22 protein-coding genes are annotated in these 23,172 nt (G+C 60.4%); 20 read left to right on the top strand and 2 right to left on the bottom strand.

Features of this window, described 5'->3' with window-relative positions; genetic code table 11:
• Window positions 1–157: 157 nt before the first annotated feature.
• The 9 genes from ACZ6YA_RS00760 (at window position 158) to ACZ6YA_RS00800 (ending at window position 7,055) form a co-directional block, all read left to right on the top strand.
• On the top strand, window positions 158–907 hold the full coding sequence (locus tag ACZ6YA_RS00760) for an electron transfer flavoprotein subunit beta/FixA family protein (RefSeq protein WP_465894822.1): 750 nt from the start codon (window positions 158–160) through the stop codon (window positions 905–907).
• A complete protein-coding gene (locus ACZ6YA_RS00765) occupies window positions 908–1,837 on the top strand; it encodes an electron transfer flavoprotein subunit alpha/FixB family protein (RefSeq protein ID WP_465894823.1) in 930 nt (309 codons plus the stop codon).
• Between the two features lie 77 nt (window positions 1,838–1,914).
• Window positions 1,915–2,736 (top strand): substrate-binding periplasmic protein, encoded by an 822-nt coding sequence (locus tag ACZ6YA_RS00770; protein ID WP_465894824.1) that lies wholly within the window; start codon window positions 1,915–1,917, stop codon window positions 2,734–2,736.
• Window positions 2,737–2,745: 9 nt separating this feature from the next.
• Window positions 2,746–3,099, top strand: a complete 354-nt coding sequence (locus ACZ6YA_RS00775; RefSeq protein WP_465894825.1) for a DUF4398 domain-containing protein — start codon at window positions 2,746–2,748, stop codon at window positions 3,097–3,099.
• Window positions 3,096–3,908, top strand: a complete 813-nt coding sequence (locus ACZ6YA_RS00780) for an OmpA family protein (protein WP_465894826.1) — start codon at window positions 3,096–3,098, stop codon at window positions 3,906–3,908. The genes ACZ6YA_RS00775 and ACZ6YA_RS00780 overlap by 4 nt, the downstream gene beginning before the upstream one ends.
• Before the next feature lie 186 nt (window positions 3,909–4,094).
• A complete protein-coding gene (locus ACZ6YA_RS00785) occupies window positions 4,095–5,537 on the top strand; it encodes an aminotransferase-like domain-containing protein (RefSeq protein WP_465894827.1) in 1,443 nt (480 codons plus the stop codon).
• 64 nt (window positions 5,538–5,601) lie between these two features.
• Window positions 5,602–6,039 carry a hypothetical protein gene (locus ACZ6YA_RS00790; protein ID WP_465894828.1) on the top strand — a complete coding sequence of 146 codons (438 nt, stop codon included), beginning with the start codon at window positions 5,602–5,604 and terminating at the stop codon, window positions 6,037–6,039.
• A gap of 121 nt (window positions 6,040–6,160) precedes the next feature.
• On the top strand, window positions 6,161–6,415 hold the full coding sequence (locus tag ACZ6YA_RS00795) for a YkgJ family cysteine cluster protein (protein WP_465894831.1): 255 nt from the start codon (window positions 6,161–6,163) through the stop codon (window positions 6,413–6,415).
• A gap of 34 nt (window positions 6,416–6,449) precedes the next feature.
• On the top strand, window positions 6,450–7,055 hold the full coding sequence (locus ACZ6YA_RS00800) for an START domain-containing protein (protein WP_465895318.1): 606 nt from the start codon (window positions 6,450–6,452) through the stop codon (window positions 7,053–7,055).
• 65 nt (window positions 7,056–7,120) lie between these two features.
• Here the strand turns inward: ACZ6YA_RS00800 and gltA are convergent, their stop codons facing one another.
• Window positions 7,121–8,410, bottom strand: a complete 1,290-nt coding sequence (gltA, locus tag ACZ6YA_RS00805; RefSeq protein WP_465894832.1) for a citrate synthase — start codon at window positions 8,408–8,410, stop codon at window positions 7,121–7,123.
• Window positions 8,411–8,762: 352 nt separating this feature from the next.
• On the opposite strand from gltA, the gene sdhC reads away from it, so the two are divergent.
• The 11 genes from sdhC (at window position 8,763) to ACZ6YA_RS00860 (ending at window position 22,702) form a co-directional block, all read left to right on the top strand.
• Window positions 8,763–9,149 carry a succinate dehydrogenase, cytochrome b556 subunit gene (sdhC, locus tag ACZ6YA_RS00810; protein ID WP_008091902.1) on the top strand — a complete coding sequence of 129 codons (387 nt, stop codon included), beginning with the start codon at window positions 8,763–8,765 and terminating at the stop codon, window positions 9,147–9,149.
• The gene (gene sdhD / locus ACZ6YA_RS00815) at window positions 9,143–9,511 is read left to right on the top strand and encodes a succinate dehydrogenase, hydrophobic membrane anchor protein (RefSeq protein ID WP_008091903.1); all 369 of its coding nucleotides are present in this window, start codon (window positions 9,143–9,145) and stop codon (window positions 9,509–9,511) included. Before sdhC ends, sdhD begins: the two co-directional genes overlap by 7 nt.
• A gap of 3 nt (window positions 9,512–9,514) precedes the next feature.
• The gene (gene sdhA, locus ACZ6YA_RS00820; protein WP_465894834.1) at window positions 9,515–11,287 is read left to right on the top strand and encodes a succinate dehydrogenase flavoprotein subunit; all 1,773 of its coding nucleotides are present in this window, start codon (window positions 9,515–9,517) and stop codon (window positions 11,285–11,287) included.
• An 11-nt stretch (window positions 11,288–11,298) separates the two neighbouring features.
• Window positions 11,299–12,003, top strand: a complete 705-nt coding sequence (locus ACZ6YA_RS00825; protein ID WP_346615142.1) for a succinate dehydrogenase iron-sulfur subunit — start codon at window positions 11,299–11,301, stop codon at window positions 12,001–12,003.
• A gap of 246 nt (window positions 12,004–12,249) precedes the next feature.
• Window positions 12,250–15,081 (top strand): 2-oxoglutarate dehydrogenase E1 component, encoded by a 2,832-nt coding sequence (locus ACZ6YA_RS00830; RefSeq protein ID WP_465894836.1) that lies wholly within the window; start codon window positions 12,250–12,252, stop codon window positions 15,079–15,081.
• A gap of 42 nt (window positions 15,082–15,123) precedes the next feature.
• Entirely contained in the window at window positions 15,124–16,344 is a 1,221-nt protein-coding gene (odhB, locus tag ACZ6YA_RS00835) for a 2-oxoglutarate dehydrogenase complex dihydrolipoyllysine-residue succinyltransferase (protein ID WP_465894838.1), read from the top strand.
• 93 nt (window positions 16,345–16,437) lie between these two features.
• Window positions 16,438–17,874, top strand: coding sequence for a dihydrolipoyl dehydrogenase (gene lpdA / locus ACZ6YA_RS00840; RefSeq protein WP_465894839.1), 1,437 nt, complete (start codon window positions 16,438–16,440; stop codon window positions 17,872–17,874).
• Between the two features lie 172 nt (window positions 17,875–18,046).
• Complete coding sequence (gene sucC, locus ACZ6YA_RS00845) at window positions 18,047–19,213, top strand: ADP-forming succinate--CoA ligase subunit beta (protein ID WP_465894840.1); 1,167 nt, start codon at window positions 18,047–18,049, stop codon at window positions 19,211–19,213.
• Window positions 19,213–20,097 carry a succinate--CoA ligase subunit alpha gene (sucD, locus tag ACZ6YA_RS00850; protein ID WP_016393102.1) on the top strand — a complete coding sequence of 295 codons (885 nt, stop codon included), beginning with the start codon at window positions 19,213–19,215 and terminating at the stop codon, window positions 20,095–20,097. Before sucC ends, sucD begins: the two co-directional genes overlap by 1 nt.
• A 361-nt stretch (window positions 20,098–20,458) precedes the next feature.
• Complete coding sequence (brnQ, locus tag ACZ6YA_RS00855) at window positions 20,459–21,772, top strand: branched-chain amino acid transport system II carrier protein (RefSeq protein WP_465894841.1); 1,314 nt, start codon at window positions 20,459–20,461, stop codon at window positions 21,770–21,772.
• Between the two features lie 186 nt (window positions 21,773–21,958).
• A complete protein-coding gene (locus ACZ6YA_RS00860; protein ID WP_465894842.1) occupies window positions 21,959–22,702 on the top strand; it encodes a DUF599 domain-containing protein in 744 nt (247 codons plus the stop codon).
• Window positions 22,703–22,769: 67 nt separating this feature from the next.
• Here ACZ6YA_RS00860 and ACZ6YA_RS00865 read toward each other — a convergent pair whose 3' ends face one another.
• Window positions 22,770–23,030 carry a hypothetical protein gene (locus ACZ6YA_RS00865; protein WP_400794113.1) on the bottom strand — a complete coding sequence of 87 codons (261 nt, stop codon included), beginning with the start codon at window positions 23,028–23,030 and terminating at the stop codon, window positions 22,770–22,772.
• Window positions 23,031–23,172: the final 142 nt, after the last annotated feature.

Raw genomic sequence — 23,172 nt, forward strand, 5'->3', positions numbered from 1 at the left:
ACCCGCGGGTATTTGCCGCAACAGTCCCAATAAGACTGCGTGGTCATCCTGAAGTTTGCCCCTCCCGGTACGTTTTTAGAGGTGCCCTTGTACCCACGCGCATCGCAGGGCTCTGCCCCAGGCGACTATCTATTCACCGGAGAGTAACGAGGAATCCATGAAGGTTCTTGTAGCTGTCAAACGAGTGGTCGACTACAACGTCAAGGTTCGCGTCAAAGCGGACAACTCCGGCGTCGACCTTGCAAACGTCAAGATGTCCATGAACCCCTTCTGCGAAATCGCCGTGGAAGAGGCCGTACGCCTGAAAGAAAAAGGCGTGGCGAGCGAGATCGTGGTCGTCTCCGTCGGCCCGACCACCGCCCAGGAGCAGCTGCGTACCGCGCTGGCACTGGGTGCCGATCGTGCCATTCTGGTCGAAGCCGCCGATGAGCTGAATTCCCTGGCTGTGGCCAAGGCGCTGAAGGCCGTTGTCGATAAAGAGCAGCCGCAGCTGGTCATCCTCGGCAAGCAGGCCATCGACAGTGACAACAACCAGACCGGCCAGATGCTGGCCGCGCTGACCGGCTATGCCCAGGGTACCTTCGCCTCCAAGGTCGAAGTCGCTGGCGACAAGCTGAATGTCACCCGCGAAGTCGACGGCGGCCTGCAGACCGTTGCCCTGAACCTGCCGGCCATCGTCACCACCGACCTGCGCCTGAACGAACCGCGCTACGCGTCGCTGCCGAACATCATGAAGGCCAAGAAGAAGCCGCTGGAGACTGTTGCTCCAGATGCGCTGGGCGTATCGCTCGCCTCCACCAACAAGACCCTGAAAGTCGAAGCGCCTGCTGCCCGCAGCGCCGGCATCAAGGTCAAATCGGTGGCCGAACTGGTCGAGAAGCTGAAGAACGAAGCGAAGGTAATCTAAATGACTATCCTGGTTGTCGCTGAATACGAAGCCGGTGCCGTAGCCCCGGCCACCCTGAACACTGTCGCCGCTGCCGCCAAGATTGGTAGTGATGTGCACGTGCTGGTCGCTGGCCAGAACGTCGGTGGCGTTGCCGAATCCGCTGCCAAGATCGCTGGCGTGGCCAAGGTGCTGGTTGCCGATAACGCTGCCTACGCCCACGCTTTGCCAGAGAACGTCGCGCCGCTGATCGTCGAGCTGGCGAAGGGTTACAGCCACGTGCTGGCCCCGGCCACCACCAACGGCAAGAACATCCTGCCGCGCGTTGCCGCGCTGCTGGACGTCGACCAGATCTCCGAGATCATCTCGGTCGAATCCGCCGACACCTTCAAGCGCCCGATCTACGCCGGTAACGCCATTGCCACCGTGCAATCGAGCGCTGCGGTCAAGGTCATCACCGTGCGTACCACCGGCTTCGACGCTGTCGCTGCCGAAGGTGGCTCGGCTGCCGTCGAGGCGGTGGGCGCCGCGCACAATGCCGGCGTCTCTGCCTTCGTCGGTGAAGAACTGGCCAAGTCCGACCGCCCAGAACTGACCGCTGCCAAGATCGTCGTCTCCGGTGGCCGTGGCATGGGCAACGGTGACAACTTCAAGCACCTGTACAGCCTGGCCGACAAGCTCGGCGCCGCCGTCGGCGCCTCGCGCGCTGCGGTCGACGCAGGCTTCGTGCCCAACGACATGCAGGTCGGCCAGACCGGCAAGATCGTTGCGCCGCAGCTGTACATCGCCGTTGGTATTTCCGGCGCGATCCAGCACCTGGCCGGCATGAAAGACTCCAAGGTGATCGTTGCGATCAACAAGGATGAAGAAGCGCCGATCTTCCAGGTAGCCGACTACGGCCTGGTCGCTGACCTGTTCGAAGCGGTTCCAGAGCTGGAAAAGCTGGTCTGATCCGCCTGCTTCACTTATAAAGAAGCCCGGCCCTTGTCATGGGGGTCGGGTTTTTTTATGCGGGCAAGGAGTGAAGGATGGCGTTTCGCAAAGCAGGCAAGGTGCTGGCATGCACGGTAGCGATGCTTTCGCCGCTGGCGATGGCTGCTAGCAAGTGTGAGCGCCTGGTGGCGACCGGCAGCCCGGATGCACCGCCTTATTCCTGGCAAGACCCGAAGGACCCGAAACACCTGATTGGCGCCAACGTTGACCTGTTGCGCCAGGTGGCCGGTGAGCTGGGCGTCAAGGTCGAGGTGCTGAATGCCGGGAGGCGTGACCAAGCGCTGGAAGAGGTGCGCAGCGGGCGCATGGACCTGCTGCTCGATACGCCGATGCAGGTAGAGCAACTGACCGCGCTGGACTACATTCATCCGCCCTTGCAGCTCAACGAGTACCTTGTCTGGACCCGACATGACGCCGAGGTGACCTTCGAAGGCCCTGCCGACCTGGCCAACTACCAGGGCAGTCTTTCGGAGCGCGCCCGTTTGACTCCAGCGTTCAGCGCTTTCGCCAAAAGCCAGCTGAAGCTGGAACCGGCCCAGAACCTCACCCAGGCATTCCAGAAATTGGTGCTGGGCCAGGTCGATTACGTACTGGCCGGGCGTTATTCGGGCATGGCCATGACCCAGAGCCTGGGCATGGGCAATAACCTGATCGCGCGTGGCCTGCCGGTGGATCGGCCAGGGCTGTATCTGGCGGTCTCACACAACTCAGCATGCAATGACAGCTGGTTGCGTGGGCAACTGGCAAAAAAACTGACAGAATTGCCGATCTCCGGGGCGTCTGAAGCCGTGCTGCAACGTAATGTCGAGCGCTGGAAAGCGCAGATGCAGGTGCAGGCGAGCGCCCCCAAACAGTAGGAAGAGTGCGTGAGAACCCAATCACTGATCCTTGCCGTGGCCATGCTCGGCCTGGCCGGCTGCGCCAATGACCCGGCGCCCAATGAGCAGATGCGTATTTCCGAGCAGGCGCTGGACCAGGCCAAGGCGGTCGGCGCCACCGACCAGGTCGACGAACTGAAGCTGGCCGAAGACAAACTCGCCCGGGCCAAGACCAACATGCTCACCGAAGACTACCGCGACGCGCGCATGCGCGCAGAGCAGGCCGAATTGGATGCGCGCCTGGCCGAGGCGCGCGTGTTGAACCAGAAGAGCGACGAGCAGCTTGATGCCTTGCAGTCGCGGGTCAAGCGCTTGCGTAAGCAGTTGGAGGTGCAGCCATGATACGTTTCAAACCCATGGCTGCATTGACACTGCTCGCGCTTGCGGCTGGTCTGCAGGGCTGTGCAAGTCAGCGCAGCGAGGCGGCGCTGGACGATGCCACGGCGGCGTTCCAGAAGGTCAAGGATGATTCAGATGTGCTGCGCAGTGCGCCGCGAGATGTGATCCGTGCCGGTGAATCGCTGGCCCGTGCCGAACGTTTGTCCAGCTACATCGGCACAGGCGCCGATGTGCGCCACTATGCCTACTTGAGCCAGCGCTACAGCGAGATCGCCAGTGAGCACGCCAAGTTGGCACTGAACCAGGAGCGCATCGCCAAGCTGGATCTCGAGCGCCAGCGTCTCCAGTTGGCTTTGCGCGAGGCCAAGCTGGCCAGCGTGCAGCAACAGGGCAAGTGGGTCGAAACGCAAATCGCTGCACTGGCCTCGGAACAGGCTGACCGGGGTCTGGTCATGACCTTGGGTGATGTGCTGTTCGACACGGGTCGTGCGGACCTCAAGAATTCAGCCAGCCGCACCGTGCTCAAGCTGGTGCAATTCCTCCAACTCAACCCGCGCCGCATCGTGCGGATCGAGGGTTATGCCGACAACACCGGGGCACCGGAGGATAACCTCAAGCTGTCGCGTGATCGGGCGCAAGCGGTAGCCGACATGCTGGTCGATCTCGGTATCAACGAGAAGCGCCTGCAGGTCGAAGGCTACGGCGATCAGTATCCGATCGAGGCCAATGCCTCGGAGCGGGGCAGGGCGCAGAATCGTCGGGTGGAAATCGTCTTTTCCGACGACAAGGGTAAGCTCGCGCCAGCGCGCTGATCGTTGATCAGATCTGGGACCGCATTGCGGTCCCTTTTTTTTGCCAACGCGTAAAGGGTTAATCGTTTCTACAGATGCCACGTAACTGTAATGTCGACTATTCTGCAATCTGTCCCAGTACACTTAGAAACTGTTACGGTATGCTCTACCGTCAGTGAGACGTACAAAAACAACGAGCCGCCCGTCATGACCAACCTGCTGCTGTATCAGCGTATCGCCCAGCAACTGGCCGATGACATCCGTCGTGGTGTCTACCAGCCAGGCGAGCGCGTACCGTCTGTGCGCAAGATGAGCGCCCAGCTCAATGTCAGTCATGCCACGGTGCTGCAGGCCTACGCTAACCTCGAAGATCAGGGGCTGATCCGCGCCCGGCCGCAGTCGGGCTATTACGTCCACCAGACCCCTGCCCTGACCGCGCAAACGCCGGACATTGCCCGGGTCGAGCGCCCGGGTCTGGTTACCCGTGCCAGCATCATCCAGCAAGTGCTCACCGAGGCGCGTCGCGATGGCGTGTTTCCGTTCGGCGCCGCTGTGCCGCATGTCGATTACCTGCCCGTGCGTGCGCTGCATCAGCAGATCGCCAAGGTCACCCGGTTTCACAGCCCGCGTGCGTTCAGTTACATGTTCAGCCCCGGCTTCGAGCCCTTGCGCCGGCAGATCGCAATCCGCATGCGCGACGCCGGTGTGCTGGTAGATCCGCGCGAAGTGATCGTCACTCATGGGTGTGTAGATGCCCTGCAGATGTCGTTGCGCGTATTGACCCGCCCCGGCGACCTGATCGCCGCCGAATCGCCCACCTATTACGGGCTGCTGCAATTGGCCGACCTGCTCGGGTTGAAGGTGATCGAGATCCCCAGCGATCCGTCCACCGGTATCAGCCTGGAGGCTTTGCAATTGGCGGCCAACCAGTGGTCGATCAAGGCCCTGGTGTTGACCTCGCGCCTCAGTAATCCGCTGGGCGGCACCATCCCTGAGGAGCGCCAAAAGCAGTTGCTGCGCCTGGCGTCGGACTTCGACATCCAGATCGTCGAAGACGATATCTACGGCGAGCTGATGTTCGAGCAAGGCAAGACCAAGGCCCTCAAGGCTTACGATCGGCTGGACCGGGTAATCTACTGTTCGAGCTTTTCCAAGACGCTGTCACCCGGCGTACGGGTTGGCTGGATGGTGGCGGGGCGTTACCAGGACGAGATCCAGCGGCTGCAGACCTTCACCACGCATTCGGCCTGCAGCGTGACGCAGATGGGGGTGGCGGCATACCTGGAGAATGGTGGCTATGACCGCCACTTGCGCTATATCCGCCAGGAGTACCGCAAGAACCTCAGTGCTTACCAACTGGCTGTGCAGCAGCACTTCCCAGAGGGCACGCAGATGACCCGGCCCACCGGGGGCTTCATTCTCTGGGTCAGTCTGCCGGGGCGGGTGAATACTCAAGAGCTTCACGTGCGCGCGCTGGAGCAGGGCATCAGCATCGCGCCCGGGCTGATCTTCAGTAATACCGAGCAGTTCAACCACTGCATACGCCTCAATTGCGGCATTCCTTGGAACAAAGAGGCTGAGCGGGCGGTAATGACCTTGGGCTTGTTGGCTCAGCAATTGTGCAGAGAGACGCAACCCACACTTTTGTAAGGCTTGCCAGGCGCGGGCGGAACGGAGAGCATACGCACAATTCCAGCCTGTCCTTGCGGTGTCCATGAAACTGTTGCGTTGTGTTGCCTTGGTGGTTTGCCTTGCGCCGCTCTGTACGCCTTCTGGCGTAGCCCAGGCTGCGCAGCCTGCGGCTCAGGTGCAGCAGGCTCCTGTGAAATCGGCGAGCAAACAGCCTGCCAAGCCCAAAGCCAAGGTAGTACGCAAGCCGGTCAGCAAGGCGGTAGCCAAGCCGCTGCCAAAGGCCAAGATCGACCTGAGCTTGCCGGTGGAGATGGTCAACGATCTCGAGCCCAATGTCGGCAGTTCCAGCACGCGCCGCAAACCTTTGCTGCCCGCCATGTTCACGGAGAAACCGCAGAGCGACGACAGCCCGTTCCAGCTCAACGGACGCCTGATCAGCAACGAAATGCAGCTGCAGATGCGCAACGATAGTCGACGCGACGTGGAAGGGGCGGCCATCGACTTCGAGTTCCGTCAGTAGACCGGGCCAACTGACTGCCGGGTCACAACCGATTTCATCCGATTCGCAATTTCAAACGTATGTTTGAGCGGTTAGTATCGAGGGACGTTCGTCCCGTTTTGTTTCAGGGAGTCCTGTTGCCATGAATTGTCGTGAGGGCTGCGGTGCCTGCTGCATCGCCCCGTCCATCAGCTCTGCGATGCCGCGCATGCCTCACGGCAAGCCGGCGGGTGAGCGCTGCCTGCACCTGACCGTCGACAACCTCTGCGATTTGTTCGGCAAGCCCGAACGGCCGGCAGTGTGTGGCGGTTTCAAAGCGGATATCGAGGTGTGCGGCAACGATCGCGACGAGGCAATCAGGATTCTAGGTTGGTGGGAGCAGATGACGGCGGCGTGACAAGGCTGGATCTTCGACAACAAGGATAAACATGATGAGATCGTTCAAGCGTATTGCACTGCTGTGTGGCATGGGTGTCCTGCTGGCGCCGGCCGCCTGGGCCGAGAACTGGCAAGTGGCCAAGGACGAGGAGGGGATCAAGGTTTCCCTGAGTGAAGAGCCGGGCTCCAAGTACAAGGCCTACCGCGGTGTGACCGTGATCAAGGCGCCGTTGGCCAAAGTGCAGGCACTGCAAGAAGATGTGGCAGGGGCCTGTGCCTGGATTCACGAATGCAAGTCGCAGAAGCTGCTCAAGCACGAAGGCGATCAGAGCTGGACCTATACCCAGTTCAATACCCCTTGGCCAGTGACGCCGCGTGACTCGGTGCTGCACATCACCTCGGTGAAAGGCGCCGATGGCAGTCTGACCCGTAACCTGAAAGAAGAGCCGAGCTATATCCCTGAAGAAAAGGGATTTGTGCGGGTGGCTAAGGTCGAAGGCTTCTGGAAGCTGGTGCCCAAGGGTGACAGTACCGAAGTGACTTACCAGGTGCACACCGAGCCAGGTGGCAGTGTGCCGGCGATGGTTGCCAACAAGTTCGTGGTCGACGCGCCGTTCAATACCTTGAAGAGCTTGCGCGAGCGGGCTGAAAAGCCCTGAGGTCAGCGTAGCGAGCACAAAAAAGGCTGCCCGAGGGCAGCCTTTTTGCGTTCGGCTCGGTGAGCTTACTTGCGGTCGCCCAGTGCGACGATGTCGCGCTTCTGCTCGCCGGTGTACAGCTGGCGCGGGCGGCCAATCTTGTACGGGCTGGAGAGCATTTCTTTCCAGTGCGAGATCCAGCCCACGGTACGTGCCAGAGCGAAGATCACGGTGAACATGCTGGTCGGAATGCCGATCGCTTTCAGGATGATGCCCGAATAGAAGTCGACGTTCGGGTACAGCGAGCGCTCGATGAAGTAAGGATCAGTGAGTGCGATCTCTTCCAGGCGCATCGCCAGTTGCAGCTGCGGGTCGTCTTTGATGCCCAGCTCGCGCAGGACTTCGTCGCAGGTCTGCTTCATCACGGTGGCGCGCGGGTCGCGGTTCTTGTACACGCGGTGACCGAAGCCCATCAGCTTGAACGGGTCGTTCTTGTCCTTGGCCTTGGCAATGAAGGTGTCGATGTTCGAGACATCGCCGATTTCATCGAGCATGGTCAGCACGGCTTCGTTTGCACCGCCGTGGGCAGGGCCCCACAGTGCAGCGATACCGGCAGCGATGCAGGCGAACGGGTTGGCACCCGAGGAGCCCGCCAGGCGCACGGTGGAGGTGGAGGCGTTTTGCTCATGGTCGGCGTGGAGGATGAAGATCCGGTCCATTGCCTTGGCCAGCACCGGGCTGATCGGTTTGATCTCGCACGGGGTGTTGAACATCATGTGCAGGAAGTTTTCCGCGTACGACAGGTCGTTGCGCGGATACATCATCGGCTGGCCCATGGAGTACTTGTAAACCATCGCGGCCAGGGTCGGCATCTTGGCGACCAGGCGCACCGCGGAAATTTCGCGGTGTTGCGGGTTATTGATGTCCAGGGAGTCGTGGTAGAACGCCGACAGGGCGCCAACCACACCGCACATCACTGCCATCGGGTGAGCGTCGCGGCGGAAGCCGTTGAAGAAGGACTTCAGCTGCTCATGAACCATGGTGTGGTTCTTGACGGTGCTGACGAACTGGGCCTTCTGCTCGGCATTCGGCAGTTCGCCGTTGAGCAGCAGGTAACAGGTTTCCAGATAGTCAGATTGTTCGGCGAGCTGTTCGATTGGGTAGCCGCGGTGCAGCAGCACGCCCTTGTCGCCATCGATGTAGGTGATCTTCGACTCGCACGAGGCGGTCGCCATGAAACCTGGGTCGAAGGTGAAGTGACCAGTGGCCCCCAACCCGCGGACGTCGATTACATCAGGACCAACGGTGCCGGTTAAAATGGGCAGCTCGACGGGGGCAGCGCCCTCGATGACCAACTGCGCTTTTTTGTCAGCCATGTGGCCTCCTATTAATGCTTGAAATCATCAGACAGTCCCCCCACGCAGGGCCCGCACCACTATAGAGAAGTAAATTCGAATGTCAATTTGCCTAAAGGCTGGTTGAAAGGGCCCCTGAAGCCTGATTTTTCAAGAACTTCTCGCCCATTTACGCCTTTTGCTCGCTAAAGGCAATGCGCTATTTGGGCTACCCCGTCACGTTGTCATAAGCAGCCTAACTGTCTATACTCGGCACCCGACTCCCAGGGGCTTGCAAGCCCGAACTGCTGGGGGTCGCCGTTCCCTGGGTGGTGGGTACCTGACCAGTACACTTACCAACAACTTTGCCCTGATTCGCTAGGGGCTCTTCAGTGTGAAAAAAGCCGTGAAAAGCCAACGACCTGTAAACCTAGACCTAAGGACCATCAAGCTTCCTGTCACTGCGTACACGTCCATTCTGCACCGTATCTCCGGCGTCATCCTGTTCATCGGCCTTGCCATCATGCTTTATGCATTGGGCAAATCGCTGGGTTCCGAGGAAGGCTTCGGTGAGGTGAAGGCGTGTCTGACCAGCCCGCTGGCCAAGTTCGTGACCTGGGGCCTGTTGTCCGCCCTGCTTTATCACCTCGTGGCAGGTGTACGTCACCTGATCATGGACATGGGCATCGGTGAGACGCTGGAAGGCGGCAAACTGGGCTCGAAAATCGTGATCGTCATCTCCGTGGTGCTGATCGTTCTGGTGGGAGTTTGGGTATGGTAACCAATGTTACGAACCTGTCGCGTTCGGGCCTCTATGACTGGATGGCGCAGCGTGTATCGGCGGTCGTTCTCGCGGCTTACTTCATCTTCCTGATCGGCTACGTGGTCGCCCACCCAGGCATCGACTACACCCAGTGGCACGGTCTGTTCTCCAATAACGCGATGCGAATCTTCAGTCTGCTGGCCCTCGTTGCCCTGGGTGCTCACGCCTGGGTCGGCATGTGGACCATTGCTACCGATTACCTGACGCCTATGTCGTTCGGTAAGTCGGCAACTGCGATTCGTTTCCTGTTCCAGGCGGTATGCGGCGTTGCGATGTTCGCTTACTTCGTCTGGGGTGTGCAGATTCTCTGGGGTATCTGATCCATGGCTAGCATTCCTACTATTTCCTTCGACGCCATCATCATTGGCGGCGGCGGCGCCGGCATGCGCGCAGCGCTGCAGCTGGCTCAAGGCGGCCACAAGACTGCCGTGGTCACCAAGGTCTTCCCGACCCGCTCGCACACTGTGTCCGCCCAGGGCGGCATCACCTGCGCCATCGCCTCGGCCGACCCGAACGATGACTGGCGCTGGCATATGTACGATACCGTCAAAGGTTCCGACTACATCGGTGACCAGGACGCTATCGAATATATGTGCCAGGAAGGCCCGGCTGCGGTCTTCGAGCTGGACCACATGGGCCTGCCGTTCTCGCGTACCGAAACCGGCCGTATCTATCAGCGTCCGTTCGGTGGTCAGTCCAAGGACTACGGTAAAGGTGGCCAGGCCGCCCGTACCTGTGCCGCTTCCGACCGTACCGGTCACGCGCTGCTGCATACCCTGTACCAGGGCAACCTGAAAGCCGGTACCACCTTCCTCAACGAGTACTATGCCGTTGACCTGGTGAAGAATCAGGAAGGCGCCTTTGTCGGTGTGATCGCGATCTGCATCGAGACCGGCGAAACCATGTACATCAAGTCCAAGGCCACCGTTCTGGCCACGGGCGGTGCGGGTCGTATCTACGCCTCCACCACCAACGCCCTGATCAATACCGGTGACGGTATCGGCATGGCCCTGCGTGCCGGCGTGCCGGTGCAGGACATCGAAATGTGGCAGTTCCACCCAACCGGCATCGCCGGCGCCGGTGTACTGGTCACCGAAGGTTGCCGCGGTGAAGGTGGCTACCTGATCAACGCCCACGGCGAGCGCTTCATGGAGCGTTATGCGCCGAACGCGAAAGACCTGGCTGGCCGCGACGTGGTCGCCCGTTCCATGGTCAAAGAGATCATCGCCGGCAACGGCGTGGGCCCCAACAAGGACCACGTACTGCTGAAGCTGGACCACCTGGGCGAAGAAGTGCTGCACAGCCGCCTGCCAGGTATCTGCGAACTGTCCAAGACCTTCGCCCACGTCGACCCAGTTGTCGCGCCGGTCCCGGTCGTTCCAACCTGCCACTACATGATGGGCGGCGTCGCCACCAACATTCATGGCCAGGCCATCACCATGGACGAAGAGGGCAAGGATCACATCATCCCAGGCCTGTTCGCCGTAGGTGAGGTGGCGTGCGTATCGGTTCACGGTGCCAACCGCCTGGGCGGCAACTCGCTGCTCGACCTGGTGGTGTTCGGCCGTGCTGCCGGCCTGCACTTGGAGAAGGCGCTGAGCGACGGCATCGAGCACCTCGACGCCAGCGACACCGACATCGATGTTGCCCTGAACCGCCTGAACAAGCTCAACGAGCGCTCCACTGGCGAAGATGTTGCAAGCCTCAAGCGCGAGCTGCAGAGCTGCATGCAGAACTACTTCGGTGTATTCCGTACCGGTGAATACATGCAGAAGGGTATCGAGCAGCTGGCTGGTCTGCGTGACCGCATCGCCAACGTGAAGATCAACGACAAGTCCCAGGCCTTCAACACCGCGCGTATCGAAGCGCTGGAGCTGCAGAACCTGCTGGAAGTTGCCGAAGCTACCGCCATTGCGGCCGAAGCCCGTAAAGAGTCGCGCGGCGCTCACGCCCGTGAAGACTTCGAAGACCGTGACGACGAGAACTGGCTGTGCCACACCCTGTACTACCCGGGTGAGAAGCGCGTTGCCAAGCGTGGCGTCAACTTTGCGCCGAAGACTGTTCCAGCCTTCGAACCAAAAATCCGGACTTACTAAGGGTGGCTGCTATGTTGAAAGTCGAAGTTTATCGCTACAACCCCGACACCGACGCGGCCCCCAAGATGGAGTCGTTCGACGTCGATACCGGCGGCAAGGACTTGATGGTCCTGGACGTGCTGGCGCTGATCAAGGAAAAGGACGAGGGTTTCTCGTACCGTCGCTCCTGCCGTGAAGGTGTGTGCGGTTCCGATGGCATGAACATGAACGGCAAGAACGGCCTGGCCTGCATCACCCCGCTGTCGGGCGTGGTCAAGGGCAACAAGCTGGTGCTGCGCCCGCTGCCGGGCCTGCCGGTCATTCGTGACCTGGTCGTCGACATGAGCATCTTCTACAAGCAGTACGAGAAGGTGAAGCCATTCCTGCAGAACGATACCCCGGCTCCGGCCATCGAGCGCCTGCAGTCGCCGGAAGAGCGTGACAAGCTGGACGGTCTGTACGAGTGCATCCTGTGCGCTTGCTGCTCGACCTCCTGCCCATCGTTCTGGTGGAACCCGGACAAGTTCCTCGGCCCCGCCGCCCTGCTGCAGGCCTACCGCTTCCTGGCCGATAGCCGTGACACCAAGACCCAGGAGCGCCTGGCGTCCCTGGATGACCCGTTCAGCGTATTCCGCTGCCGCGGGATCATGAACTGCGTCAACGTTTGCCCGAAGGGTCTGAACCCGACCAAGGCAATCGGCCACGTACGTAACATGCTGCTGCAAAGCGGTACCTGATTCAAAGTGTTGTAACTGCAGTAAGCCGAGGTGCGGGTGGTGAGCCCGCACTGAGGTAAAACCTGAGCAAGGGCCCACAAAGCCCGCGTTCGATACCTATGAAGATATGAGACCAGCAGGGGCTTTCCGGGCTGGTACCCGGAAAATCAGCAAGATCCAAGTGGCGTGGTTCAGTCGCTGTGTTCGGACTTTTCCAGGTTTTCTATGGCTCTCGCCGATCAGTCCCCTAACCGAGGGTGACCAAGCATGCAAGAAAGCGTGATGCAGCGCATGTGGGAAAGCGCCCACCTTTCAGGTGGTAACGCTGCATATGTGGAAGAGCTCTACGAGCTCTACCTGCACGACCCTAACGCTGTGCCAGAAGAGTGGCGCACTTACTTCCAGAAGTTGCCTGCTGATGGCAGCACCGCTACCGATGTATCGCACTCGACAATCCGCGACCATTTCGTACTGCTGGCAAAGAACCAGCGCCGCGCCCAACCGGTATCTGCCGGGAGCGTGAGCAGTGAACACGAGAAGAAGCAGGTTGAAGTTCTGCGACTGATCCAGGCCTATCGGATGCGCGGCCATCAGGCTGCCAAGCTCGACCCGTTGGGGTTGTGGCAGCGCTCTGCGCCCGTAGACCTGTCGATCAATCACTACGGCTTGACCAATGCCGATCTTGATACGACCTTCCGTGCCGGCGACCTGTACATCGGCAAAGAGGAAGCGAGCCTACGCGAGATCGTCGACGCGCTCCAGAAGACATATTGTCGCACCATTGGTGCCGAGTTCACCCACATCGTCGATTCCGAGCAGCGCAGCTGGTTCCAGCAGCGCCTGGAAAGCGTGCGCGGCCGTCCGGATTTCTCCGCTGACGTGCAGGCCCACCTGCTCGAGCGCGTGACCGCCGGTGAAGGCCTCGAGAAGTACCTGGGCACCAAGTACCCAGGTACCAAGCGCTTCGGCCTCGAGGGCGGCGAAAGCCTGATCCCGATGCTGGACGAGATGATCCAGCGCTCAGGCTCCTACGGCACCAAGGAAGTCGTGATCGGCATGGCCCACCGTGGCCGTCTGAACGTGCTGGTCAACACCTTCGGCAAGAACCCGCGCGAGCTGTTCGACGAGTTCGAAGGCAAGAAGATGAACGAGCTGGGCTCCGGTGACGTGAAGTATCACCAGGGCTTCTCTTCGAACGTGATGACCACCGGTGGCGAAGTTCACCTGGCCATGGCGTTCAACCCGTCCCACCTGGAAATCGTATCGCCAGTGGTCGAAGGTTCGGTGCGCGCCCGTCAGGACCGCCGCAACGACACCGTCGGCGACAAGGTGCTGCCGATCTCGATCCACGGCGACGCGGCCTTTGCTGGCCAGGGCGTGGTCATGGAAACCTTCCAGATGTCGCAGACCCGCGGTTTCAAGACCGGCGGTACCGTGCACATCGTGATCAACAACCAGGTTGGTTTCACCATCAGCAACCCGCTGGACGCGCGCTCCACCGAGTACGCCACCGACGTTGCCAAGATGATTCAGGCGCCGATCCTGCACGTCAATGGTGATGATCCGGAAGCCGTGTTGTTCGTGACCCAGCTGGCCATCGACTACCGCATGCAGTTCAAGCGTGACGTGGTTGTCGACCTGGTCTGCTACCGTCGTCGCGGCCACAACGAGGCCGACGAGCCAAACGGCACCCAGCCGCTGATGTACCAGCAGATCAGCAAGCAGCGCACCACCCGTGAACTGTATGCCGACGCGCTGATCCAGGCGGGTCGTATCGACGCCGAGCGCGCTCAGGCCAAGATCGACGACTACCGCAACGCGCTGGACAACGGCCTGCACGTGGTCAAGAGCCTGGTCAAGGAGCCGAACCGTGAGCTGTTCGTCGACTGGCGTCCGTACCTGGGTCACGCCTGGACTGCGCGTCACGACACCCGCTTCGACCTCAAGACCCTGCAAGACCTCTCGGCCAAGCTGCTCGAGCTGCCAGAAGGCTTCGTCGTCCAGCGTCAGGTTTCGAAGATCTACGAAGATCGCCAGAAGATGCAGGCCGGTGGCTTGCCGATCAACTGGGGTTATGCAGAGACCATGGCTTACGCCACCCTGCAGTTCGAAGGTCACCCGATCCGCATGACCGGCCAGGACATCGGCCGTGGCACCTTCTCGCACCGTCACGCGGTGCTGCACAACCAGAAGGACGCCAGCACCTACGTACCGCTGCAGAACCTGTTCCCGGGCCAGCCGCGCTTCGACCTGTACGACTCCTTCCTGTCGGAAGAAGCGGTACTGGCCTTCGAATACGGTTACTCCACCACCACGCCGAACGCGCTGGTGATCTGGGAAGCCCAGTTCGGCGACTTCGCCAACGGTGCGCAAGTGGTGATCGACCAGTTCATCACCAGCGGTGAGCACAAGTGGGGCCGCCTGTGCGGTCTGACCATGCTGCTGCCACACGGCTACGAAGGGCAGGGCCCGGAGCACTCCTCCGCGCGTCTGGAGCGTTACCTGCAGCTGTGCGCCGAGCACAACATCCAGGTCTGCGTACCGACCACCCCGGCACAGATCTACCACCTGCTGCGTCGCCAGGTCATCCGTCCGCTGCGCAAGCCGCTGGTGGTCCTGACGCCGAAGTCGCTGCTGCGCCACAAGCTGGCCATCTCGACCCTCGAAGACCTGGCAGAAGGCTCGTTCCAGACCGTGATCCCGGAAATCGACGCGATCGATCCGGCCAAGGTCGAGCGCCTGGTCCTGTGCAGCGGCAAGGTTTACTACGACCTGCTGGAAAAACGCCGTGCCGAAGGCCGCGAAGACATCGCGATCCTGCGACTGGAGCAGCTGTACCCGTTCCCGGAAGACGACCTGGTCGAAATCCTGGCGCAGTACAGCAACCTCAAGCACGCCGTCTGGTGCCAGGAAGAACCGATGAACCAGGGCGCCTGGTACAGCAGTCAGCACCACATGCGCCGTATCCTGGGCCGCCACAACAAGGCACTGGTCCTGGAATACGCCGGCCGCGACGCGTCTGCCGCGCCAGCCTGTGGTTACGCTTCGAAGCACGCCGAACAGCAGGAAAAACTGCTGCAAGACGCCTTCACTGTATAACGCCTTCGCGCACCTGAAACCGAATTTAAGGAAACACAGATAATGGCTATCGAGATCAAAGCCCCAACCTTCCCGGAATCGGTTGCCGACGGCACCGTTGCCACCTGGCACAAGCAGCCGGGCGAAGCCGTCAAGCGTGACGATCTGATCGTCGACATCGAGACCGACAAGGTCGTTCTGGAAGTCCTGGCCACCGCCGACGGCGTGCTGGGCGCCATCGTCAAGGGTGAGGGCGAGACCGTCCTGTCCGACGAAGTCCTGGGGTCGATCGAAGCCGGTGGCGTTGCCGCCGCCGCGCCTGCTGCCGCTTCGGCTGCTGCTGCTCCGGCTGCCGCTGCCGACGCAGGTGAAGACGACCCAGTTGCCGCACCAGCCGCGCGCAAGCTGGCTGAAGAGAACGGCATCGACCTGGCTACCGTTGCTGGCACCGGCAAAGGCGGTCGCGTCACCAAGGAAGACGTGGTGGCAGCAGTCGCCAACAAGAAGTCCGCACCTGCCGCTGCTCCGGCTGCCAAGCCGGCCGCTGCCGCCGCTGCCCCGGTTGTGACCGCCGCTGGCGACCGCACCGAGAAGCGCGTGCCGATGACCCGCGTGCGTGCCACCGTTGCCAAGCGTCTGGTCGAAGCCCAGTCGAACATGGCGATGCTGACCACCTTCAACGAAGTCGACATGACCGAAGTCATGGCCCTGCGTTCGAAGTACAAGGACCTGTTCGAGAAGTCCCACAATGGCGTGCGCCTGGGCTTCATGTCGTTCTTCGTCAAGGCAGCCACCGAAGCGCTGAAACGCTTCCCGGCCGTCAACGCCTCGATCGACGGCAGCGACATCGTCTACCACGGCTATGCCGACGTCGGCGTTGCCGTGTCCAGCGACCGTGGTCTGGTGGTTCCGGTACTGCGTAACGCCGAGCAGATGAGCCTGGCTGAAATCGAAGGCGGCATCGCCACCTTCGGCAAGAAGGCCCGCGACGGCAAGCTGTCGATCGACGAAATGACCGGCGGCACCTTCACCATCACCAACGGCGGTACCTTCGGTTCGATGATGTCGACCCCGATCGTCAACCCGCCGCAGGCCGCCATTCTCGGCATGCACAACATCATCCAGCGCCCGATGGCCATCAACGGCCAGGTTGTGATTCGCCCGATGATGTACCTGGCGCTGTCCTACGATCACCGCCTGATCGACGGTAAAGAAGCGGTAACCTTCCTGGTCACCATCAAGAACCTGCTGGAAGATCCGTCTCGCCTGCTGCTGGACATCTAACCCCCTGGCTGCGTACCGTTCGGCCCCTGGCTTCGAAAGAAGCGGGGCCGCGCGGTTTGCGGCTTGTAGCTTGTAGCTGATAAGGAATCTTTTATGACCCAGAAATTCGACGTAGTGGTGATTGGTGCAGGTCCTGGCGGCTATGTGGCTGCCATCAAGGCTGCCCAGCTCGGTCTGAAGACTGCCTGTATCGAGAAGTACACCGACGCCGAGGGCAAGCTGGCCCTGGGCGGCACCTGCCTGAACGTAGGTTGCATCCCGTCCAAGGCGCTGCTGGACAGCTCCTGGAAGTACAAGGAAGCCAAAGAGAGCTTCAACGTCCACGGTATCTCCACGGGCGAAGTGAAAATGGACGTGGCCGCGATGGTTGGCCGCAAGGCTGGCATCGTCAAGAACCTGACCGGTGGCGTTGCCACCCTGTTCAAGGCCAACGGCGTCACTTCGATCCAGGGCCACGGCAAACTGCTGGCTGGCAAGAAAGTCGAAGTCACCAAGGCTGACGGCACCACCGAAATCATCGAAGCCGAAAACGTGATCCTGGCTTCCGGTTCGCGTCCGATCGACATTCCGCCGGCTCCGGTCGACCAGAACGTCATCGTCGACTCCACCGGCGCCCTGGAATTCCAGACCGTGCCGAAGCGCCTGGGTGTAATCGGTGCTGGCGTGATCGGCCTGGAACTGGGCTCGGTATGGGCTCGCCTGGGTGCTGAAGTGACCGTGCTGGAAGCCCTGGACACCTTCCTGATGGCTGCCGACACCGCTGTGTCGAAAGAAGCCCAGAAGACCCTGGTAAAGCAAGGCCTGGACATCAAGCTGGGCGCTCGCGTCACCGGCTCGAAAGTCAACGGCAACGAAGTCGAAGTGACTTACACCAATGCCGAAGGCGAACAGAAGATCACCTTCGACAAGCTGATCGTTGCTGTTGGTCGTCGCCCAGTGACCACTGACCTGCTGGCCGCCGACAGCGGTGTGACCATCGACGAGCGTGGCTACATCTTCGTCGACGATCACTGCGCCACCAGCGTTCCGGGCGTATTCGCCATCGGTGACGTGGTGCGCGGCATGATGCTGGCCCACAAGGCCTCGGAAGAGGGCATCATGGTCGTCGAGCGCATCAAGGGCCACAAAGCCCAGATGAATTACGACCTGATCCCATCGGTTATCTACACCCACCCGGAAATCGCATGGGTCGGCAAGACCGAACAAGCCTTGAAGGCCGAGGGTGTTGAGGTTAACGTAGGCACCTTCCCGTTCGCGGCCAGCGGCCGTGCGATGGCAGCCAACGACACCGGTGGTTTCGTCAAGGTCATCGCCGATGCCAAGACCGATCGCGTACTGGGTGTGCACGTGATTGGCCCATCGGCTGCCGAACTGGTACAGCAGGGCGCAATCGCAATGGAATTCGGCACCAGTGCCGAGGATCTGGGCATGATGGTCTTCAGCCATCCAACCCTGTCCGAAGCGCTGCATGAAGCAGCGCTGGCTGTGAATGGCGGCGCCATTCACGTGGCCAACCGTAAGAAGCGTTAATTATAAGAAACCACGGCGGGCTGCCCGTCGTGAGTCTTGCGTGCATGACTCACCGCGGAACGTTCGCCGGACCGGACTACACGGGCAAACCCGGGGTCAACGGTCACAGGTGGTGCGGCGCCAGTAATGGCGCAGCGCCGAAGCGCAGTACCTAACGAAGACGGTAAAAAGCATGAATCTTCACGAGTATCAGGGTAAGCAGCTGTTCGCTGAATACGGCCTGCCAGTTTCCAAGGGTTTCGCAGTCGACACCCCTGAAGCTGCAGCAGAAGCCTGCGACAAGATCGGCGGTTCCGAGTGGGTTGTTAAGGCCCAGGTACATGCCGGTGGTCGCGGTAAAGCGGGCGGCGTAAAGCTGGTTCGCAGCAAAGAAGACGCCAAGGCGTTCGCTGCACAGTGGTTGGGCAAGAATCTGGTGACCTACCAGACCGACGCCAACGGTCAACCCGTCTCCAAGATTCTGGTCGAATCCTGCACTGACATCGCCAAAGAGCTGTACCTGGGCGCTGTAGTGGATCGTTCGAGCCGCCGTATCGTGTTCATGGCTTCCACCGAAGGTGGCGTGGACATCGAGAAAGTCGCTCACGAAACACCTGAGAAGATCATCAAGGCCACCATCGATCCGCTGGTCGGCGCTCAGCCGTTCCAGGGTCGCGAGCTGGCGTTCCAGCTGGGCCTGGAAGGCAAGCAAGTTCAACAGTTCGCCAAGATCTTCGTGGGCCTGGCCAAGCTGTTCAAGGATCACGATCTGGCCCTGCTGGAAGTGAACCCGCTGGTCATCAAGGCAGACGGCGACCTGCACTGCCTCGATGCCAAGCTCAACATCGACGCCAACGCCATGTACCGTCAGCCTAAGCTGAAGACCTTCCACGACCCGTCGCAGGACGACGCCCGTGAAGCCCACGCTGCCAAGTTCGAACTGAACTACGTTGCCCTCGAAGGCAACATCGGCTGCATGGTCAACGGTGCCGGCCTGGCCATGGGTACCATGGACATCGTCAACCTGCACGGCGGCAAGCCAGCCAACTTCCTCGACGTTGGCGGCGGCGCTACCAAAGAGCGCGTTACCGAAGCGTTCAAGATCATTCTGTCCGACAGCAATGTTGCGGCCGTTCTGGTCAACATCTTCGGCGGCATCGTTCGCTGCGACATGATTGCCGAAGGCATCATCGGTGCAGTGAAAGAAGTCGGCGTTAAAGTTCCGGTTGTCGTTCGCCTCGAAGGCAACAACGCCGAACTGGGCGCTAAAGTACTGGCAGAAAGCGGTTTGAACATCATTGCGGCAACCAGCCTGACCGACGCTGCTCAACAAGTTGTCAAAGCTGCGGAGGGCAAGTAATGAGCGTCCTGATCAATAAAGACACCAAAGTCATCTGCCAGGGCTTCACCGGCTCGCAGGGTACTTTCCACTCCGAACAAGCCATCGCCTACGGCACCAAGATGGTTGGCGGCGTGACCCCAGGCAAAGGCGGCACCACTCACCTGGGCCTGCCGGTGTTCAACACCGTGAAAGAAGCCGTAGAAGCGACCGGCGCTGACGCTTCGGTCATCTACGTACCGGCTCCTTTCTGCAAGGACTCGATCCTGGAAGCAGCCTTCGGCGGCATCAAGCTGATCGTCTGCATCACCGAAGGCATTCCTACCCTGGACATGCTGGATGCCAAGGTCAAGTGCGACGAGCTGGGCGTTACCCTGATCGGCCCTAACTGCCCAGGTGTCATCACCCCGGGCGAGTGCAAGATCGGCATCATGCCAGGCCACATCCACCTGCCAGGCAAGGTCGGTATCGTGTCGCGTTCCGGCACCCTGACCTACGAAGCTGTTAAGCAGACCACCGACGCCGGCTTCGGCCAGTCGACCTGCGTCGGTATCGGCGGTGACCCGATCCCAGGCTCCAACTTCATCGACATCCTGAAGCTGTTCCAGGAAGACCCGAAGACCGAAGCGATCGTCATGATCGGTGAGATCGGCGGTTCGGCTGAAGAAGAGGCTGCAGCCTACATCAAGGCCAACGTCACCAAGCCAGTCGTTTCCTACATCGCCGGTGTTACCGCACCTGCGGGCAAGCGCATGGGCCATGCTGGCGCCATCATCTCCGGCGGCAAGGGCACAGCGGACGAGAAGTTCGCCGCGCTGCAGGACGCTGGCGTGAAGACCGTGCGTTCCCTGGCTGACATCGGCAAGGCCTTGGCTGAGCTGACTGGCTGGGAAGCCAAGAAGTAAGTAACACGTAATACCCCCACGCGCACAAAGGCCACCTTCGGGTGGCCTTTGTCGTTATGCAGATTAGGAAAATTCGATTAACTCCATCAGGATTTTCAACCAGACATTGGCTCGATTCAGCAATAAATTGTCGTCCAGCACAGACATCCAGACGACAAACATGTACGCACATCGGACAAGCAGCACTATTGCGGTGCGTTTGCCGGGTAAAACGGTTAATCTACGCGCTCACTCTGTGCCCGTACCCCAAAAGGGAACGACACGCTAAACGGGTCTGGCCTACCAAGCCGGGCAGCATTTCCCTCATCCATGGGGAAATCCCTTCTCGAATCCCGATTTCAGCAGTGTGGTACTACCCTAAATGAAAGTTTTAAAAGGCCAGGATATCCTGGCACTTGGCTTTATGACGTTTGCGCTTTTCGTAGGCGCCGGCAATATCATCTTCCCGCCTATCGTCGGCCTGCAATCCGGGCCGCACGTGTGGATGGCCGCACTAGGGTTTCTGGTGACTGCCGTGGGCCTGCCAGTCATCACCGTGGTCGCTTTGGCCAAGGTTGGTGGTGGCATGGATGCGTTGAGCAGCCCGATCGGCAAGTTCTTCGGTGGCCTGCTGGCCGCTGTTTGCTACCTTTCGGTCGGCCCGCTGTTCGCAACCCCGCGTACCGCGACCGTGTCGTTCGAAGTGGGCGTGGCGCCGCTGACCGGTGAAAGCCCGTTGGCGCTGTTCCTCTACAGCCTGGTGTACTTCATCGTGGTGCTGGCTGTTTCCATGTATCCGGGCAAGCTGCTCGATACCGTGGGCCGTTTCCTTGCGCCGCTGAAGATCATCGCCCTGGCCGTACTGGGCATTGCCGCCTTCGCGCTGCCGGCGGGCACCATTGGTGAAGCGCAGCCAGCCTATGCGGCCGCAGCCTTCTCCAAAGGCTTCTCCGACGGTTACCTGACCATGGATACCTTGGGTGCGCTGGTGTTCGGCATCGTCATCGTCAACGCCATCCGCTCGCGCGGTGTCGAGTCACCGAAGCTGATCACCCGCTATGCCATCATTGCTGGCCTGATTGCCGGTGTGGGCCTGGCGCTGGTTTACATCAGCCTGTTCCGCCTGGGTGCCGGCAGCCACGATATCGCGGCCGACGCCACCAACGGTGCTGCGGTCCTGCACGCTTATGTGCAGCACACCTTCGGTTCGCTCGGCAGTGGCTTCCTTGCCGTACTGATCGCGCTGGCCTGCCTGGTAACGGCTGTTGGCCTGACCTGTGCCTGCGCCGAGTACTTCAGCCAGATCCTGCCACTGTCGTACCGGGCGCTGGTGGTGATCCTGGCAGGCTTCTCGCTGCTGATCTCCAACCTCGGCCTGACCAAGCTGATCATGTTCTCGATCCCGGTGCTGACCGCCATCTACCCACCGTGCATCGTGGTGGTGGGCCTGAGCTTCGTCAAAGACCTGTGGAATTCGCCAACGCGCATCCTCGCGCCGGTGATGCTGGTGTCGCTGGTGTTCGGCATGGTCGATGCGATCAAGGGCAGCAGCATTGCCCACGTGCTGCCAGACTTCATGGCGCACCTGCCGCTGAGCGACCAAGGCCTGGCCTGGTTGGTACCGTCGGTAGTGACCCTGGCTGGCGCCGTGGTCTGCGACCGTATGCTCGGCAAGCCGCGCGAAGCGCTGGCTTGATGTGTTGACACTCGCTGCGCGCGCCGGCCACAAGCCGTAGGTGCCAGCCGCGAGTCGTTTTACCCAAAGCCCCGTATCCGCAAGGATGCGGGGTTTTTTTATGTTTCAGGGGGTGTGTTTTTCCGTGTTTGCAGGCCAGGGCTCATGGGTTCTAATCCAGATGCGCCTGGCTTTCGAGACCTTTGCATGAACTTCATCCATGAACATCTCCCCAACGTAGTGGCCGCTTGTTGGTTTGTTCTTTGTTGGGGCGGCTTTACCCGCTACGCCACCTGGAAAGGCCGCAGCACTGTCTGTTTGGCCAGTGTCATGCACCTGTATCGGGAAGACTGGATGCGGCGCATGCTGCTGCGCGATGGCCGCATCGCCGATGCCAGCGTGGTAGGTAGTCTTGAGCGCAATGCGTCGTTCTTCGCCTCCAGTACCCTGATTATTCTGGCAGGTATCCTTACCGTGCTGGGTGGCTCGGATCGCGCACTGTCGCTACTGGCTCACCTTCCGCTGGTGCAACAGGATTCTCAGGGCATTTCGGAACTCAAGTTGCTGAGCCTGGCGATGGTCTTCGTCTATGCGTTCTTCACGTTCAGTTGGTGCATGCGCCAATACAATTTTGCTGCCGTGCTGGTCGGCTCCGCGCCCATGGTTGGCGAGCGTCTGACCGATGAGCGGGAGCCCAAGGCATTCGCCTCACGGGCAGCGAGGGTATTGTCGCTGGCCGCCAACCAGTTCAACTACGGTCTGCGCAGTTACTACTTCGGTATGGCCATGCTGACTTGGTTCATCAGTGCCTGGTTGTTCATGGTCGTAAGTGTTGGGGTGGTGTTGGTCCTGTACCGTCGCGAGTTCCATTCCGACGTGCTGGAAGTGATGGTTTTCACGCCGACAGCAAGTATCGCCATGGAAGCGAAGACGGGAAGTTTCAGCACCTGAAACGTTTAATCGCTAAATGCCAGGCACAAAAAAACCCGACATTGTCGGGTTTTTTCGTACGGCGCGATTACTGCTTGGCAGGCTCGGCTGGTGGGGTTGCAGGTGCGGCCTCTTCGGCAGCCTTCTGCTCGGCTTCAGCCTGATCTTTGGCGGCTTCGGCGTTTTCCTTGGCAGCGTCGTTCATCTTATCCTGAGCTTCGCCCATTTTTTCCTGGGCTTGCTCGGCGTGTTGCTGTGCGTCCTGGGCTTTGTCTTCGCTCGCTTTATCGCAAGCAGCCAGGCCCATGGCAGCAGCCAGCATCAGAGCAAAAGCAAATGGTTTACGCATGGGTGTGTTTCTCCTTGGTGGAATAAGTGACTTGTTCCTTCGAGTTCGAGCTCGCCGCATAAGTTCCGTATCTTTTACAGATATATAACACCGCGTTCTATATAGACTTTTTGCTGATTTTATGCAGCTGGGATAGTGATAG

The sequence above is a fragment of the Pseudomonas sp. NPDC090752 genome (assembly GCF_055584805.1).

Bases quoted from the DNA above. Each gene is read 5' to 3' on its own strand.
- ACZ6YA_RS00785 (WP_465894827.1), top strand. From the start codon at position 4,095: ATGACCAACCTGCTGCTGTATCAGCGTATCGCCCAGCAACTGGCCGAT.
- ACZ6YA_RS00800 (WP_465895318.1), top strand. From the start codon at position 6,450: ATGAGATCGTTCAAGCGTATTGCACTGCTGTGTGGCATGGGTGTCCTG.
- ACZ6YA_RS00830 (WP_465894836.1), top strand. From the start codon at position 12,250: ATGCAAGAAAGCGTGATGCAGCGCATGTGGGAAAGCGCCCACCTTTCA.
- ACZ6YA_RS00795 (WP_465894831.1), top strand. From the start codon at position 6,161: ATGAATTGTCGTGAGGGCTGCGGTGCCTGCTGCATCGCCCCGTCCATC.
- ACZ6YA_RS00865 (WP_400794113.1), bottom strand. From the start codon at position 23,030: ATGCGTAAACCATTTGCTTTTGCTCTGATGCTGGCTGCTGCCATGGGC.
- lpdA (WP_465894839.1), top strand. From the start codon at position 16,438: ATGACCCAGAAATTCGACGTAGTGGTGATTGGTGCAGGTCCTGGCGGC.
- brnQ (WP_465894841.1), top strand. From the start codon at position 20,459: ATGAAAGTTTTAAAAGGCCAGGATATCCTGGCACTTGGCTTTATGACG.
- odhB (WP_465894838.1), top strand. From the start codon at position 15,124: ATGGCTATCGAGATCAAAGCCCCAACCTTCCCGGAATCGGTTGCCGAC.
- ACZ6YA_RS00825 (WP_346615142.1), top strand. From the start codon at position 11,299: ATGTTGAAAGTCGAAGTTTATCGCTACAACCCCGACACCGACGCGGCC.
- ACZ6YA_RS00760 (WP_465894822.1), top strand. From the start codon at position 158: ATGAAGGTTCTTGTAGCTGTCAAACGAGTGGTCGACTACAACGTCAAG.
- sdhD (WP_008091903.1), top strand. From the start codon at position 9,143: ATGGTAACCAATGTTACGAACCTGTCGCGTTCGGGCCTCTATGACTGG.
- ACZ6YA_RS00790 (WP_465894828.1), top strand. From the start codon at position 5,602: ATGAAACTGTTGCGTTGTGTTGCCTTGGTGGTTTGCCTTGCGCCGCTC.
- gltA (WP_465894832.1), bottom strand. From the start codon at position 8,410: ATGGCTGACAAAAAAGCGCAGTTGGTCATCGAGGGCGCTGCCCCCGTC.
- ACZ6YA_RS00780 (WP_465894826.1), top strand. From the start codon at position 3,096: ATGATACGTTTCAAACCCATGGCTGCATTGACACTGCTCGCGCTTGCG.
- sucC (WP_465894840.1), top strand. From the start codon at position 18,047: ATGAATCTTCACGAGTATCAGGGTAAGCAGCTGTTCGCTGAATACGGC.
- ACZ6YA_RS00770 (WP_465894824.1), top strand. From the start codon at position 1,915: ATGGCGTTTCGCAAAGCAGGCAAGGTGCTGGCATGCACGGTAGCGATG.
- sucD (WP_016393102.1), top strand. From the start codon at position 19,213: ATGAGCGTCCTGATCAATAAAGACACCAAAGTCATCTGCCAGGGCTTC.
- ACZ6YA_RS00765 (WP_465894823.1), top strand. From the start codon at position 908: ATGACTATCCTGGTTGTCGCTGAATACGAAGCCGGTGCCGTAGCCCCG.
- ACZ6YA_RS00860 (WP_465894842.1), top strand. From the start codon at position 21,959: ATGAACTTCATCCATGAACATCTCCCCAACGTAGTGGCCGCTTGTTGG.
- sdhA (WP_465894834.1), top strand. From the start codon at position 9,515: ATGGCTAGCATTCCTACTATTTCCTTCGACGCCATCATCATTGGCGGC.